This window comes from Burkholderia sp. FW306-1C-G01B, assembly GCF_058781685.1.
Genome location: NZ_JBYSWZ010000003.1, coordinates 382,070 through 397,331, shown reverse-complemented (window position 1 = coordinate 397,331; position 15,262 = coordinate 382,070). Strand labels below are relative to the sequence as shown.

Sequence of the window (15,262 nt, the reverse complement as noted above, 5' to 3'; positions counted from 1 at the left end):
ACGTCTACCGCGCCGGCACGCTCGTTCAGTCGCGTGCGCCGGCCGGGCGCACGCCCAGCGCTTCGGCTTGCCGCACGAGATCCGGCAGCGTGCGAACCAGCATCTTCTTCATCACCTGGGCCCGATGCACCTTCACCGTGATTTCCTGCAGGCCGAGATTCGCCGCGATCTGCTTGTTCATCAGGCCCGCGACCACCTGGCTCATCACTTCGCGTTCGCGCGGCGTCAACGACGCATAGGCCTGGCGCACCGCGTCCAGCGCGCGCTCGCGCGCGAGGCGCTCGCCGTCGCGGGCCAGCGCATGGCCGACGGCATCGAGCATCGCTTCGTCGTCGAACGGCTTCGTCAGGAAGTCGAGCGCGCCGCCCTTCATCGCCTTGACCGTCGTGGCCACGTCGCCGTAACCGGTCATGAACAGGATCGGCACGTTCAGGCCCGCACGCACCGCTTCCTCCTGAACGGCCAGCCCGCTCTCGTCGACAAGACGCACGTCGAGGATCAGGCAGCTCGGCACGTCGGGCCGCTCGAACGCGAGAAACGCCCGCGACGACGCGAACGTCTCGACGCGAAACCCCGCCGAACGCAACAGTGCGCTCAACGCGCGCCGCAGCGTTTCGTCGTCGTCGACCACATAGACGATCGGCGCGGGATCGCCCGCGCCCCGGTTGCCGGTCGACGTCATGTCCAGCGTGCTCGTCATTGAATTCCCTGTGTATGCATCCGCTTCATTATCGAATGATAAACTAAGAAAAAGCCGAGCGGAACCGCCACGCCTCACGCGGCGCGGCCGGTCGACGCGCTGCCGCTCACGCGGGAGGCGCGCCGGATGCGACCTGATCGATCAGGTTGAGCATATCGTCCGATGGAAACGGCTTGCGCAGGAACGCGACCGCGCCTTGCGCGAGCGCGCGGCGCACCGACTCGTCGTCGCCGTGCGCCGACATCAAGATGACCGGAAGCGTCGCCTTGCGCTGAACCAGCAGGCGTTGAACGTCGAGACCGCTCATACCCTTCATCTTCAGATCGACCAGCACGCAAGCCGCGCCGTCCAGCGGGCCGGCCGCGAGGAATTCCTCGCCCGACGCGAATGGCAGTGCGGTATGACCAGCCGATTTCAGCAAGCTGGCAAGACTCTTACGGACCGACGCATCGTCATCGATGATGCAAACAATGGCCATGAAATGAGAACCTGAGAATTTTGTCAATCCAGAACATCGCGACGCGGCTTGCGCCGCATCGACAGGCGTCACCGCCGCGCGCGACGCCCGCACAACCCGTGTGTCATGCCCACGGTCCTGCCACCAGCAGCGGTTGCGCGGGCGCTGCCGGCGTCGGCGGCAGTGTATCCGCGCGTTCCTCGCCGACGAAGGACGCACACCGGGCATGGACGCGGCCGGCCTCGCCCGATTCCGCCAGCTTCTCGAGCGCATACGCGCGCACGACCTCCAGCAGCGAATAGCGCTTCGAGAGCCCGACCGAATGAACGACCAGCAGCGATTTCGATGCAAGACTGGCCAGGCAGTCGAGCACCCGGGCGGCGCCCAGTTCGTCGCAGGCTGCCACCGCGCACGCCGCATCGAGCCGGAACGCATCCGGAAACACCGCGATGCGGCACAGCACGGTGCGCTCCGCATCGTCGAGCAGCCGATAGCTCCATTCGATCGTGGCCCTGAGGGTCTGCTGGCGCGGATGGGCCGTACGCAGGCCGCCGGACAACGACAGGACGGACTTGTCGAGATCGGCTGCCAGCCCCTGGATCCCGAGCAACGCGACCCGGGCCGCGCCGAGCTCGAGCGCGAGCGGCAGGCCGCTCAGGCGGCGGCAGATGGTCGCGATCGCGTCCAGCGTCTTCGTGTCCGCCGGAATGTCGGTGCCCATCGCGCGAGCCCGCGCCAGAAACATGCGGACGGCACCGCACGCGACGATCTCGCCGTCGTTCGCGCCGGCCGGCGGCGCCGGCAGCGGGCCGACGCGATAAACGCGTTCGCCCGCGACCCGCAGGGGTTCGCGGCTAGTCACGACGAGTGTCGCGCCGGCATTCGCCTCCGCGATCGCTTCGCAGAGGTCCGCCAGATCGTCGACGTGCTGCTCGGCATTGTCGAGCACCAGCATGACGCGCTGCTCGCCGATCGCACGCACGACATCGGCAGGTTCGGCGCCGCGGCTGCCCGGCAGGTCGAGCGCGTCCAGCACCGCCGACGCCAGCGTCGCGTCGCCCTGCCAGCCGGCGAGATCGATCCGGACCATCTCGATGCCGCGCACCGCCGACCAGGCCGTGGCGACGTCCAGCGCGAGATGCGTCTTGCCGACGCCGCCGGGGCCGACCAGCGTGACGAGCGCCTCTCGCTCGAGCAGCGCGTGCAACTCGGCCGCTTCCTGCTCCCGGCCGATCAGCGGACATTTGCGCGGCACCGCGCCCGCACGAACGCCGCCTGCCGGCTCGAACCCGGCCGGCAGGCGCTCGGCGTGGTCCGGGTCGACCGGCGGAGCGAGCCGATAGCCGCGGCCCGATTCGGTCCGTATCCACCCGTGCTTGCCGCCGAACAGCTTGCGCAGCGTCGAGATGTGCACCTGGATGTTGTTCTCGACCACGATCGTGTTCGGCCACACGGCTTGCATGATCTCGTCCTTGGACACGAGCCTGCCGGCCGCCTTCACCAGCAGCTCGAGAATCTCGAATGCCCGGGCGCCGATATACCGGGGCTGCCCGTCGACGCAGACTTCGCGGCACTCAAGGGAAACCGTCACCCGCCCGAACGTGTACATGATCCGCACTCGCTTATGCTGCTCCGCACCTTGCGCCGCCTCGCGAGGCGACGCCCTCTGTTCCGGCCGCCCAGTCGCAGCGATGCGTGTCGGAAGGCCTGAACCCATGGTATGGCGCGACAGGCGCGCCGACCATTATCTATAGGTTTAGTCGGGTACCGGCCAGCCCGGTCGTCGGGAACGGCGTGTGCCGGGGGTGCTGCAAATTTCCTCAGGCTGGCGGACAATGCACGGCGCTGCCCAGACGCGCGCAACCCAGCCCGGCCGCCCCCGTTTTACGCGCCGGTTTCGCCCTGCTCCACCCAGCCTGCCCTCACCGTGAACCAACCCTTGAGAGACCCGGACGACACGAACCGAATGGATGCCGACTGGCTGGCGCGCGCCCGCATGTCGAATGCGGTCCGTTCGGGCGACGTGCTGTGGTTCGACCTCACCGACGCCTGGACGACGCGCGTATGGTCCGCGTGCCAGACCGGGTGGGAATCCGACCAGCGCTGCCGGCAATTCGAGCACGAATACGCATTGAACGAAGCGCTGGAACCGGCGTGGGCGATCATGCCGGTTGCGCTGATCCGCGCCGCGGACGGCCCGGTGCTCGTCTATCCTCGCCCGGACGTGCGTGCGTTCGACACGCTGGCGGACGGGCGGCTGCCGCTCGACGTCTTTCTCGACGCCGCGATCCAGGCCGCGCGCACGCTCGGGCAGCTTCATCGGCGCGGCTGGCTGCATGGCGATCTGCAACCGGCCAGTTTCGCCATCGCGCCGGACGGTACGGTCATGCTCCGCTCGTTCGCCCATGCGTGGAACCGTCAGACGGAACGCGCCGCGGCGAGTACGATGCGCACGGATTTCGCCGCCTACGCGGCGCCCGAAGTATCCGAAGGCTCATGCGTCGACGAGCGCTCCGACCTGTACGCGTTCGGCATCACGCTGTTCCGCCTGCTGACGGGCGCGATGCCTTACAAGGCCACGTCGACGTCCGAATGGGTCCACGCGCACGTCGCGATGCAGCCGTCGCCGGCCACGACCTTTCGCGACGACCTGCCTGCGATCCTGAACGACCTGATCCTGAAACTGATCGCCAAGGAGCCCGCCGATCGCTACCCGTCCTGCGAAGCGGTGCAGCACGATCTCGAACGTATCCGGCGCGACTGGCTGGCGGCAGGCCGCGTCGAGCCGTTCGCGCTCGGCGGCAGCGATCCGCTCGCCGGATTGCACGCGCCCGACCTGCTGGTCGGCCGTGAAGCCGAATCCCGCCGGCTCGAGGCGGTGCTGGCGGCCGTATCGCAAACCGGCAAGACGGCCATCGTGCTGATCGACGGGCCGGCCGGCGTCGGCAAGACCGCGCTGGCCGAGGACTTCATGCGCCATGCGCGGGCGGCGTCGCGCACGGCCTGGTGCACGTCGGCGAAGGTCGATCAGTTCCAGCCCGCGCGGCCCTACGCGCCCGTGCTGCAGGCCCTGCGCGCGCTGTTCGGCAGCGCGCTGGCCAGGCGCGACGACGAAATCGCGGCGATCTCCGCGCGGCTGCGCGACTGCGTGGGCCGTCAGGCCAACCTGCTGTCAGGCATCTTCCCGGAGATCGCGTGGTTGCTCGATGTCGAGCCCGTCGCGTTCGACCATACCGATGCGATTCCGGAATTTCACCTATGCCAGATCGTCGTGAATGCCTTCCGCGCATTCGCGGCGCCGGCCGAACCGCTCGTCATGGTGCTGGACGACATCCAGTGGGCCGACGACGCGACGCTCGCGTTTCTCGCGTCGATCGCTGTCGATCCGCCGGCCAATGTCTGCGTCGTTGCCGGTTATCGAAGCGGGCCGCAGCACGACCACCCGCCGGCATTCCGCCGCTTCCTGCAGCAGCTCGACCCCACCCGCCTGTCGGCCCTGACGCTGGCGCCGCTCGACGCACCCGACGTCACGCGCATGCTGGCCGGCCTGCTCGGGGAGGCGCCGGACCGGCTGTCCGGGCTCGGCGACATCGTTCACCGCAGGACGGGCGGCAATCCGTTCCACATCCAGCAGTTGCTGCGCACGCTGATCGACGAGCGGCTCCTCGGCTACGACCCGGCGCGACAAACGTGGCAATGGGATGCGGCCGACATCGACGCGCGCCGCCCGACCGAGAATGTCGTGAGCCTGCTCGCGATCCGGATGCAGCGGCTGCCGCATGAATCGAGAACGCTGCTGTCGCTGCTGGCCTGCATCGGCACCGATGCCGACGACGCGCTGTTCTGCGCCGCCGCCGGCAAGACGTGGGCCGAACTCCGCTTCTGGCTGGACCCCGCGCGCCAGGCGGGCCTCGTGTCGCTCTCCGGCAACCGCTGGCGCTTCGTTCACGACCGCATCCTCGAGGCCGTCTACGCGGTCATCGGGCGCGCGGAGCGCGCGCAGTGCCATGCCCGGATCGCCGCCGCGATGCTCGGGCGCGCGGACGCGCAGTCAACCGAATCCCTGCTGGAACTCGCCGCCCAGATCGAGCAGGCGAAAACCGCACCGCTCGACGGCGCGCTGGCACTCGCATTCGCGGATGCCCTGGTCGCGGCCGCCGCGGCCGCGGCGATCGTCGCCGCGCGCGATCGCGCGCTGTCGTTTCTCGCGACCGCGCAATCGCTGCTCGGTCCTCTCGCATGGTCGCAACACTACGGTCTCGCGAGCCGGATCGGCATCCTGCGCAGCGGCCTGCTGCTCGCGACCGGCGAAACCGCGCAGGCATCCGATGCGATCGACGAGCTCATGGCGCGGACGCGCACGCCGGCCGATCGCGCCGAGGCCCACCGGCTGAAGGCCGCGCAGCTCACGGTGGAGTCGCGCTACCGGCAGGCCGTCGACGTCGCGCTGGCCGGGCTCGCGCTGCTCGGCGTCGTACTGCCGGCCGAGCCGGTCGAGGCCGATCTCGCGGCGGCGTGCGACGCCGTGCGCGATGCGCTCGATGGCCGCGCCATCGGCGAACTCGTCGACCTGCCCGTGATGACGGACACGCGCGTCGAAGCCGCGATGGCGCTGCTGACCGCACTCGAAGCCGCGATGTTCTATCCGAGCGGCGGGCTGATGTTGCTGCATTTCGCGACGATGGTCCGGCTGACCCTGCGCCACGGCGTCACCGCCGCGTCGGTGCAGGGGCTCGCGTGGTACGGCGTCAGCATTGCCGGGCATCACGACGCGTATGAGGACGGCCTCGAATTCGCGAAGGTCGCGCTCGCGCTGGTCGATCGCCACGGCTTCGAGCGCTACCGCTCCGCGACGCTGATCGCGCTCGACCAGGTGAGCGTCTGGACCCGGCCGCTGTCGTACGCGCTCGAGCGCGCGCGCGATGCGAAAGCGGCGGGCAATGCGAGCGCCGAGCTGCGCTGGATGTGCTACAGCTGCAACCACATCGTCAGCGATCTGCTCGCGATGGGCGAAGCACTGCCGACGATCCGCGACGAGATCGATCCGCTGCTGCAGATCGCACGCGGTGCGCGTTACGACGACATCGTCGACCTCGTTTCCACCCAGTCGGAATTCGTCGACGCGCTGCAGCTCGGCTACCACCGGCCGGTCGGCACCTGGCGTGACCGCGCGTCGACGAAGACGCCGATGTCGGTCCTGCAGTTCTGGACCGACGTGCTCGCCGGCCAGGCGGCCTTCATTTTCGGCGACGCGGACGCGGCGCGCGCGTCGCTCGACGCGGCCGCATCGAGCGCGTGGTCGACACCCGCGCACATCATGCTGTCCGACTTCCACCTGTTCGGCGTGCTGGCCGGCATCGCGAGCGACCGCGGCGCCACGCCGCCCGAGCGGCTGCTCGAACGCCATGCGCCGCAACGCGCGCGCTTCGCCGCGTGGAGCGAGCGCAATCCGGGCACGTTCCGCAACAAGCTCGCGCTGATCGATGCCGAATTCGCACGCGTGCGCGGCGAACATATCGTCGCGATGCAGCAGTACGAGGTCTCGGCCAGCCTCGCGGCGGAACGCGGTTTCGTGCACGAACAGGCGCTCGCGCACGAACTGGCCGCGCATCACGCCACGTCGCTCGGGCTCGCCGGCCCCGCCCGCCATCAGTTGCGGCTCGCCCATGCGTGCTACCGGCGCTGGGGTGCGGCCGGCAAGACGCAGGCGCTGGAAGCGCAGCATCCGTTCCTCGTGATGGACCCGTCGCCGGGCGGCCCGGCCATGCCCGCGCGCGAAGATCTCGATTTCTCGCTCGCGATGCGCGCGGCCCATTCGCTGTCCGAGGAAATCGTGCTGGAGCGCCTGATCCAGACGCTGATGCGCAACATGATCGTGTATGCCGGCGCGCGTTATGGCCTGCTGCTGCTCGTCCGGCACGACCGGCTGACGATCGAGGCCGCCGCGCGGACCGTCGGCAGCGACGTGATCGTCGACATTGCCCGCAGCGAACCCACCGAGCAGGATGTCCCGCTGTCGATCCTGAACACCGTCGCCCGGACCCGCAAGCCGGTCGTGCTCGCGAACGCGCAGCGCGAAGGCGTTCCCGACCACGCCGACAGCCTGCGCGCGCACCCGACGCGCTCGCTGTTCTGCCTGCCGCTGTTGAAGCAGGGTGCGCTGATCGGCGTGCTGTATCTCGAGAATGCATTGTCCAACGGCGTGTTTTCGCCGCGGCGCATCGCGATGCTGGAAGTGCTCGCGCCGCAGGCCGCCAATGCGCTCGAATCCGCGCGGCTCTACGCGGAACTGATCGACGAAAACACGCGCCGGCTCGAGACCGAGGCCGCGCTGCGGCATGCACGGACCGAGCTCGCGCGCACCGCGCACATGACGGTGATGGGCGAACTGGCCGCGTCGATCGCGCACGAGATCAATCAGCCGCTGACGAGCATCGTGTCGAGCGTCGGCGCGTGCATGCGCTGGCTGCGCGGCGCGCAACCCGATCTCGGCGAAGCGCTCGCGAGCCTCGAGGACATTCGTGCATCCGGCGTGCGGGCGGCCGACATCGTCCGCGCGTTGCGATCGCTCGCACGCCAGGCACCGCCCGCGCTGGCGCCGCTCGCGATCGACGACCTGATTCGCGACATGCTGCACCTCACCGCAACCGAAATCGACGCGAAGCAGGTCGCGCTGTGCGTCGACCTGCATTGCAGCGACATCCGCGTGATGGCGGATCGCACGCAGATCCAGCAGGTGATCCTGAACCTGGTCACCAACGCGCTCGACGCGATGGACGGACTGGCCACGTCGCGCGAACTCGAGATCGCGTCGCATGTCGGCGACGATTACGCGGTCGTCTCCGTTGCCGACCGCGGCGCCGGCATCGATGCCGACATCGCGAACCGGATCTTCGATCCGTTCTTCACGACGAAATCGCACGGCATGGGGATGGGCCTGGCGATCTGCCGCTCGATCGTCGAAGCGCATGGCGGCACGCTCGAAGCCGCGCCGCGCGACGAGAGCGGCACCGTGCTGACGTTCCGGCTGCCGATTTCGACGGCACGCTGACGCATGGGCCGAGCGCGCGGCGGAACCGGCGCGCGGCTCGGGCTCGGCTCAGGCTCAGGTGCCGCTCGGCCGATGCGCGTCTTCGCCGAGGAACCGGTGCACGAACGTCACGGCCATCGCCCCTTCGCCGACCGCCGACGCCACCCGCTTGACCGAACCCGACCGCACGTCGCCCGCCGCGAACGAGCCGGGCACGCTCGTTTCCAGATAGTAGGGCCGGCGCTCGAGCGGCCACACGCGCTCGAATGCCGGGCAGTCGTACAGATCGCTGCCGGTCACCAGATAACCGCCCGGATTGCGGATGATGTTCGTATCCCGGGCCCATTCGGTGTTCGGCGCACCGCCGATGCAGACGAACAGGTGCGTGGCCGGCAGCACGTCGCGCGCGCCGTCTTCCGAACGCAGCACGATCGCTTCGAGCCGGCCGTCGCCGTGCAGCGCGTCGACGGTCGAGCCGTACCGCACCGTCACGTTCGGCGTGCGCTCGATCCGGTCGATCAGGTAGCGCGACAGCGTCGCCGCCAGCGACGCGCCCCTGACGATCATCGTGACTTCGCGCGCGTGCCGCGCGAAGTTCATCGCGGCCTGGCCCGCCGAATTGCCGCCGCCGACGATGAACACGTGCTTGCCTTCGCACATCGGCGCTTCGCTCGATCCCGCGCCGTAGAACAGGCCGGCGTTGAGAAACTTCCGTTCGTCGGGCAGGCCGAGACTGCGGTATTCGATCCCGGTCGCGCAGATGTTCGAGCGCGCGGTCAGGATCGAGCCGTCGGCCAGGTCGACGCGAATCTTGCCGTCGACGAACGTCGCGTGCACGCCCTCGCGCATCATCAGTAGCTCGACGCCGAACTTCACCGCCTGCCGGCGCGCGCGCTCGGCCAGCTCGGCGCCCGGAATGCCCTCCGGGAACCCCATGTAATTCTCGATCAGCGAACTCGTTCCCGCCTGCCCGCCGATCGCATCGCGTTCGATCACGACGGCGCGCAGCCCTTCCGACGCCGCGTAGACGGCCGCCGACAGGCCGGCGGGACCGGCGCCGTAAATCGATACGTCGTACTCGATGAAGCGAGGCCGTGCAACCCAGCCGAGCTTCGCGGCAATCTCCGGCAGCGTCGGCTGGTAGATGCGCGAACCGTCCGGGAAGATGACGACCGGCAGCCGGATATCGCGCAGCGGCGCGATGCCCAGCTCGCGCGCGCAATCGGTGTCGGACGTCAGTTCGCACCATTCGTACTCGATCACGCCGCGCTTCAGGAAGTCGCGGATTGCGTAGGCCTCCTTGCTGTTCGGCAAACCGATTACCTTGACATGCTGCGGCTGAGTCATGAGCGCCTCCCGGTGGCCGTCGTGTCGGATCTCGCCCGGACCTCGCGCCGGGCGCACTTGCGACTGTACGTCCCCCTGCCGCCCGGGTTGACATGCTTAATAAGAATTAAGGTCCGCGCGCGACACGGCCGTCCACAATGCACCGTATCCAACCCCGCTCGCAGCTTCGCGCCGGCCGCGCTGCGAGCGATCTCCGGCGCCGGCATCGGAGCGGAAGATGACCACGACCTGCACCCATCTCGGCGAAGCGCGCATCCTGACCACCGACAAGGACTACTGCGAGGAATGCGTGAAGTCCGGCAGCCAGTGGGTGCATTTGCGCCTGTGCCTGACATGCGGGCACGTCGGCTGTTGCGACTCGTCGCCGAATCGCCACGCCAGCCGGCATTTTCGCGAAACCGGCCACCCGCTCGCGCGTTCGATCGAACCCGGCGAGCGCTGGGTCTGGTGTTATGCGGACGACGTCATGGCCGGCGAGATCGCGTCGTAACGCGCCGCGCGGCGGGACCCGGCGCCCGCGCGCGCCCGTGTCCCACGACGGGCCGCCCGTCGCCCCCACCTGTCGACATCGATCCGGCACCTTTCCGGACCGCGGGTTAACACCGTTCGATCGCGCCTTTGTCATGCCGATCTTTTCGGCTATAGTTTATCGAACGATAACTTATCTATCGATAAACAAGGAGTCTCCCATGCCCGTATCCAGACTCGCGCACTACTCGATCCGCACACTCGATCTCGAGCAATCGTGCCGCTTCTACGAACGTGTGCTCGGCTTCAAGCGCGGCTACCGGCCGCCGTTCGACTTTCCCGGCGCGTGGCTCTACCAGGGCGGCGACGAAGCCGATTACGGCACGGTCCACATCATCGGCGTCGATCCGGCCAACCCCGACGGGCTCGCGGCCTATCTCGGCGACAAGGACCTGCCCACGACGGGCACCGGCACCGTCGACCACATCGCGTTCCTCGCAACCGGCGTCGAAGCGATGTGGAACACGCTGCGCGCGCAAGGCATCGCGTGGCGCGACCGCACGGTGCCGAGCCTCGGGCTGCACCAGGTCTTCATCGAGGATCCGTCCGGCGTGACGATCGAGCTCAACTACCCTGCCGCCGAGGTCGCCGGCCTGGCGCTTCCCGCCGCGGCCGGATCGGCCGGCGCCCCCCACGGAGACTGACATGAACGACAGCACTTCGACGAACCGCAAGGCCGCCATCATCGGCGGCTCGCTGGGCGGCCTGTTTGCCGCGAATCTCCTGCTGCGCAACGGCTGGGACGTGGACGTGTTCGAACGCGTGCCCGAGGCGCTTTCGGGCCGCGGCGCCGGCATCGTCACGCACCCGGAACTGTTCGACGTGATGCTCGCGGCGGGCGTGCGCATCGACGAATCGATCGGCGTGAAGGTCGAATCGCGCATCACGCTGGCCAGGGACGGCACCGTGGCGTCGGAACGCGGGCTGCCGCAGACGCTGACCGCGTGGAGCAAGATGTACCACGTGCTGCGCGCGGCACTGCCCGACCAGCATTACCACTCGGGCGCCGTCGTCGCCGATGTCGCGGACGGAGCGGATCGCGCATCGGTCACGCTGTCCGACGGCTCGGTCGTGCACGCCGATCTCGTGATCGCGGCCGACGGATTCCGCTCCGCGATCCGCGAGAAATTCCTGCCGGACGCACGGTTGCAGTACGCGGGCTACGTCGCCTGGCGCGGGCTGGTCGACGAAGCCGGCCTGTCGGACGCGACCCACGCGACGCTGTTCGGCAAATTCGCGTTCGGCCTGCCGCCGCACGAGCAGATCCTCGGCTATCCGGTCGCCGGCCAGGGCAACAGCACGAAGCCCGGCGAGCGCCGCTACAACTTCGTCTGGTATCGCGCGACCCGCGAAGACACCGACCTGCCGAACCTGCTGACCGACGAGACCGGCAAGCTGTGGGCGGGCGGCATTCCGCCGACGCTGATCCGCCGCGACGTCCTCGACGACATGGAAGACGCGGCGCACGCGCTGCTTGCGCCGCAGTTCGCCGAGGTCGTGGCGCATGCGACGCAACCGCTGTTCCAGCCGATCTACGACCTCGAAGTGCCGAACATGGCGTTCGGCCGGATCGCGCTGCTCGGCGACGCCGCGTTCGTCGCGCGGCCGCATTGCGGGATGGGCGTCACGAAAGCCGCCGGCGATGCGCTCGCGCTCGTCACCGCACTCGCCGCGCGCACCGACCCGCTCGACGCACTGTGCGAATACAGCGAAACGCGCACCGCGTTCGGCGCCGCGATCGTGCAGCACGCACGCCATCTCGGCGCCTACATGCAGGCGCAACTGAAAGACGACACCGAGCGCGCAATGGCCGAGCGCTATCGCACGCCGGAAGTCGTGATGCGGGAAACCGCCGTTCCGCCGCATTTCTGAGCGCGGACGGGCGCCGCGTGCGAGACCCGCGGCGCCCGCTGCCCGGCCCGGATACCCAAACCAGAAGGAGACACCGTGAACCACCCGATTCCGGCTGCCGCCGGCACCGCATCCGACCTGGACGCGCCGGCGCAGGCCACGCATCCGCTGCTGCGCGACGCCCGCTTTCGCGATCTCGTCAGGCGCAGAAGGCTGTTCGCCTGGTCGCTGACGCTCGTCATGCTCGCCCTCTATTTCGCGTTCATCCTCACGCTGGCGTTTTCGCCGACGCTGCTCGGACAGCCGATCGTGCAGGGCCGGCCTACCCCGTGGGGCATCCCGGTCGGTTTCGGCATGTTCGTCGTCACGTTCGCGCTGGTCGCGCTTTACGTGTATCGGGCCAATTCGGTGCACGACACGATCATCGCGTCGATTCGTCACGGAGGCGATCAATGAAACGCCTGCTCATCGCATCGATCGCCGCCGTCGCCGCCGTCGGCCCGGCACCGGCATTCGCGGCCGGCCCCGCGGCGCTGGCGCACGGGCACAATCCGGTCGCGATCGGCATGTTCCTGCTGTTCGTCGCGTCGACGCTTTTCATCACGCGCTGGGCTGCGCGCAAGAACCACAGCGTGGCCGACCACTACGCCGCGGGCGGCAAGATCACCGCGTTCCAGAACGGCTGGGCGATTGCCGGCGACTACATGTCGGCGGCGTCGCTGCTCGGCATCTCCGCGCTGGTGTTCACGAGCGGCTACGACGGCCTGATCTATTCGGTCGGCTTTCTCGCGAGCTGGCCGATCATCCTGTTCCTGATCGCCGAGCCGCTGCGCAACCTCGGCAGGTACACGCTCGCCGACGTCGTGTCCTATCGCCTCCGGCAACGGCCGATCCGTGCGTTCGCGGCGTCGAGCTCGATCGTCATCGTGCTGCTGTACCTTGTGTCGCAGATGGTCGGCGCGGGCAAGCTGGTCGAGCTGCTGTTCGGCCTGAACTACACGGTCGCGGTGCTGATCGTCGGCGTGCTGATGGTCGTCTACGTGTTCTTCGGCGGGATGCTGGCGACGACCTGGATCCAGATCATCAAGGCCGCGCTGCTGCTCGCCGGCGCGGCCTTCATGGCGATCATGGTGCTGGGCCGTTTCGGCTTCAGCCTCGATGCGCTGTTCGCGCAGGCGATTCTCGTGCATCCGAAACATGCGGCGATCATGCGCCCCGGCGGCCTGGTATCCGATCCGGTCTCGGCCGTGTCGCTCGGTCTCGCGCTGATCTTCGGTACGGCAGGCCTGCCGCACATCCTGATGCGCTTCTTCACGGTCGGCAACGTCAACGCGGCCCGCAAGAGCATCCTCTATGCGACCGGCATCGTCGGCGCCGGCTATGTGCTGATCGTCATCATCGGCTTCGGCACCATCGCGCTCGTCGCGTCGGACCCGCAGTACCGCGACGCATCCGGCGCCATCGCGGGCGGCGCGAACATGGTCGCGGTCCATCTCGCGCATGCGGTCGGCGGCGACGTGTTCCTCGGCTTCATCTGCGCGGTCGCATTCTCGACCATCCTGGCCGTGGTCGCCGGACTGACGCTCGCGGGTTCGTCGGCGATCTCGCACGACCTGTATGCGAACGTGCTGCGTCGCGGCCGCGCTTCGGATCAAGAGGAAATGCGCGTGGCGCGCGGGACGACCGTGGTGCTCGGCGTGCTCGCGATCCTGCTCGGCATCGCATTCGAAAAGCAGAACATCGCGTTCATCGTCAGCCTCACGTTCTCGATCGCGGCAAGCTCGAACTTTCCCGTGCTGCTGCTCTCGATCTACTGGCGCGGCCTGACGACGCGCGGCGCGGTACTGGGCGGCCTGACCGGGCTCGCCACCGCCGTGACGCTCACCGTGCTGAGCCCGACCGTCTGGGTGCAGGTGCTCGGTCATGCGCATGCAGTCTATCCGTACGAATATCCGGCGCTGTTCTCGATGGCGGCGGCATTCGCCGGCGTCGTCCTGTTCTCCGTCACCGACCGCTCGGCCCGTGCGCAACGGGAACGCGAGCAGTTCGACCCGCAGCTCGTCGCCTGCGAAATGGGCATGACGCCACGCGGCTGAGCCGCACGCCCCGAAAAAATCGATATCCCGTGGGAGACACCATGTTGAACTGCACCTGCTGCATGTCGCCGGCACGGCGCCGCCTGCTCGGCGCGTTGGCCTCGCTCGCCGGCACGGCCGTCGCCGGACGCTCCGCATCCGCAGCCGACACCGCGAGCGCACCGGCCGCCTCGACCGCCGTGCCGCGGCACCGGCCGCGCTCGATCGACATCCATGCGCACTACTACCCTGAAAGCTTTTGCGATCTGGTCGGCGGCGAAGGCAAGCGCTTTGGCGGCTCGTTCGCGTGCGACGAGGCGTCGTTCACGTTCCGGACGCCCGCCGGCGGCCTCGGGCCGCTGCCGATGAAGTTCATCGACGTCGACGCGCGGCTCAAGGACATGGATGCATCCGGCGTCGACGTCCAGGCGCTGTCGCTCAGCGTGCCGATGGCGTACTGGGGCGACCGGCCGTTCAACGCGAAGCTCGCGCGCGACTGGAATTCGGCTGCGTCGCGCGTCTACCGGCGGCACCCGACGCGGTTCGTCGTACTCGCGACGCTGCCGATGCTGAACGCGACCGATGCGATCGACGAACTCGAGCGCGCGGCGCAACTGCCGGGCGTGCGCGGCGTGTACATGGGCACCAACATCGACAACCGCGATCTCGACGATCCGCTGTTCGCGCCGGTATTCGCACGCATCGAGCAACTGGGCCTGCCCGTGTTCCTGCATCCGCAGCAAACCGTCGGCGGCGCGCGGCTCGGCGATTTCTACCTGAGCAACCTGCTCGGCAATCCGTTCGATACGGCGATCGCGGGCTCGCACCTGATCCTGGGCGGCGTGCTCGACCGCCACCCGAACCTGCACGTCACGTTGCCGCATGCGGGCGGCGCGCTGCCGATCCTCGTCGGGCGCCTGGACGCGGGCTGGACCGTGCGCCCCGAAACGCGCCGGCTCGCGCACAAGCCCAGCAGCTATCTGCGGCGCTTCAGCTACGACACGGTGTCCCATTCGGGGCCCGTACTGAAGTTCCTGATGGAGAACGTCGGGGTCGACCGGCTCGTACTCGGCAGCGACTACTGCTTCGACATGGGCTACGAGCAGCCGGTCCGCTTTCTCGACCGGCTCGACCTGACGGCGGAACAGCGTTCGATGATACTCGGCGGCAATGCGGGCAAGCTGCTCGGGATCTAGCGGGCAAGCAGGCATATGGAAACTTTCGACCCGCGCCTGCACCGTCGGCGCAGGCCGTTGCCGGACCTGGCATCATCC

At 68.7% G+C, this 15,262-nt stretch carries 11 protein-coding genes; 7 read left to right on the top strand and 4 right to left on the bottom strand.

Going from position 1 to position 15,262, the window contains the following annotated elements; genetic code table 11:
- Positions 1-25 precede the first annotated feature (25 nt).
- The 3 genes from AC3WLY_RS09260 to AC3WLY_RS09250 form a co-directional block, all read right to left on the bottom strand.
- On the bottom strand, positions 26-700 hold the full coding sequence (locus AC3WLY_RS09260; protein ID WP_175961661.1) for a response regulator transcription factor: 675 nt from the start codon (positions 698-700) through the stop codon (positions 26-28).
- A gap of 106 nt (positions 701-806) precedes the next feature.
- A complete protein-coding gene (locus tag AC3WLY_RS09255; RefSeq protein WP_244130771.1) occupies positions 807-1,250 on the bottom strand; it encodes a response regulator transcription factor in 444 nt (147 codons plus the stop codon).
- Between the two features lie 31 nt (positions 1,251-1,281).
- The gene (locus AC3WLY_RS09250; protein ID WP_492308994.1) at positions 1,282-2,748 is read right to left on the bottom strand and encodes an ATP-binding protein; all 1,467 of its coding nucleotides are present in this window, start codon (positions 2,746-2,748) and stop codon (positions 1,282-1,284) included.
- Positions 2,749-2,877: 129 nt separating this feature from the next.
- Between AC3WLY_RS09250 and AC3WLY_RS09245 the strand changes: the two genes are divergently transcribed.
- Positions 2,878-8,208: a trifunctional serine/threonine-protein kinase/ATP-binding protein/sensor histidine kinase gene (locus tag AC3WLY_RS09245; protein WP_175961663.1), complete on the top strand. Its 5,331-nt coding sequence runs from the start codon at positions 2,878-2,880 to the stop codon at positions 8,206-8,208.
- A gap of 54 nt (positions 8,209-8,262) precedes the next feature.
- Here the strand turns inward: AC3WLY_RS09245 and AC3WLY_RS09240 are convergent, their stop codons facing one another.
- Positions 8,263-9,534, bottom strand: a complete 1,272-nt coding sequence (locus tag AC3WLY_RS09240) for an NAD(P)/FAD-dependent oxidoreductase (RefSeq protein ID WP_175961664.1) — start codon at positions 9,532-9,534, stop codon at positions 8,263-8,265.
- A gap of 217 nt (positions 9,535-9,751) precedes the next feature.
- Between AC3WLY_RS09240 and AC3WLY_RS09235 the strand changes: the two genes are divergently transcribed.
- The 6 genes from AC3WLY_RS09235 to AC3WLY_RS09210 all read left to right on the top strand — a co-directional run bounded on the left by AC3WLY_RS09235 (position 9,752) and on the right by AC3WLY_RS09210 (position 15,184).
- On the top strand, positions 9,752-10,024 hold the full coding sequence (locus AC3WLY_RS09235; protein ID WP_492308995.1) for a ubiquitin carboxyl-terminal hydrolase 14: 273 nt from the start codon (positions 9,752-9,754) through the stop codon (positions 10,022-10,024).
- A 199-nt stretch (positions 10,025-10,223) separates the two neighbouring features.
- Complete coding sequence (locus AC3WLY_RS09230; RefSeq protein ID WP_492308996.1) at positions 10,224-10,706, top strand: VOC family protein; 483 nt, start codon at positions 10,224-10,226, stop codon at positions 10,704-10,706.
- A gap of 1 nt (position 10,707) precedes the next feature.
- Positions 10,708-11,934: an FAD binding domain-containing protein gene (locus AC3WLY_RS09225; protein WP_492308997.1), complete on the top strand. Its 1,227-nt coding sequence runs from the start codon at positions 10,708-10,710 to the stop codon at positions 11,932-11,934.
- Positions 11,935-12,009: 75 nt separating this feature from the next.
- The gene (locus AC3WLY_RS09220; protein ID WP_175961667.1) at positions 12,010-12,369 is read left to right on the top strand and encodes a DUF485 domain-containing protein; all 360 of its coding nucleotides are present in this window, start codon (positions 12,010-12,012) and stop codon (positions 12,367-12,369) included.
- Positions 12,366-14,009, top strand: coding sequence for a cation acetate symporter (locus tag AC3WLY_RS09215; RefSeq protein WP_492308998.1), 1,644 nt, complete (start codon positions 12,366-12,368; stop codon positions 14,007-14,009). Before AC3WLY_RS09220 ends, AC3WLY_RS09215 begins: the two co-directional genes overlap by 4 nt.
- 41 nt (positions 14,010-14,050) lie before the next feature.
- Positions 14,051-15,184: an amidohydrolase family protein gene (locus AC3WLY_RS09210; protein WP_492308999.1), complete on the top strand. Its 1,134-nt coding sequence runs from the start codon at positions 14,051-14,053 to the stop codon at positions 15,182-15,184.
- Positions 15,185-15,262: the final 78 nt, after the last annotated feature.

Bases quoted from the DNA above. Each gene is read 5' to 3' on its own strand.
- AC3WLY_RS09260 (WP_175961661.1), bottom strand. From the start codon at position 700: ATGACGAGCACGCTGGACATGACGTCGACCGGCAACCGGGGCGCGGGC.
- AC3WLY_RS09245 (WP_175961663.1), top strand. From the start codon at position 2,878: ATGGCGCGACAGGCGCGCCGACCATTATCTATAGGTTTAGTCGGGTAC.
- AC3WLY_RS09240 (WP_175961664.1), bottom strand. From the start codon at position 9,534: ATGACTCAGCCGCAGCATGTCAAGGTAATCGGTTTGCCGAACAGCAAG.
- AC3WLY_RS09235 (WP_492308995.1), top strand. From the start codon at position 9,752: ATGACCACGACCTGCACCCATCTCGGCGAAGCGCGCATCCTGACCACC.
- AC3WLY_RS09230 (WP_492308996.1), top strand. From the start codon at position 10,224: ATGCCCGTATCCAGACTCGCGCACTACTCGATCCGCACACTCGATCTC.
- AC3WLY_RS09225 (WP_492308997.1), top strand. From the start codon at position 10,708: ATGAACGACAGCACTTCGACGAACCGCAAGGCCGCCATCATCGGCGGC.
- AC3WLY_RS09215 (WP_492308998.1), top strand. From the start codon at position 12,366: ATGAAACGCCTGCTCATCGCATCGATCGCCGCCGTCGCCGCCGTCGGC.
- AC3WLY_RS09210 (WP_492308999.1), top strand. From the start codon at position 14,051: ATGTTGAACTGCACCTGCTGCATGTCGCCGGCACGGCGCCGCCTGCTC.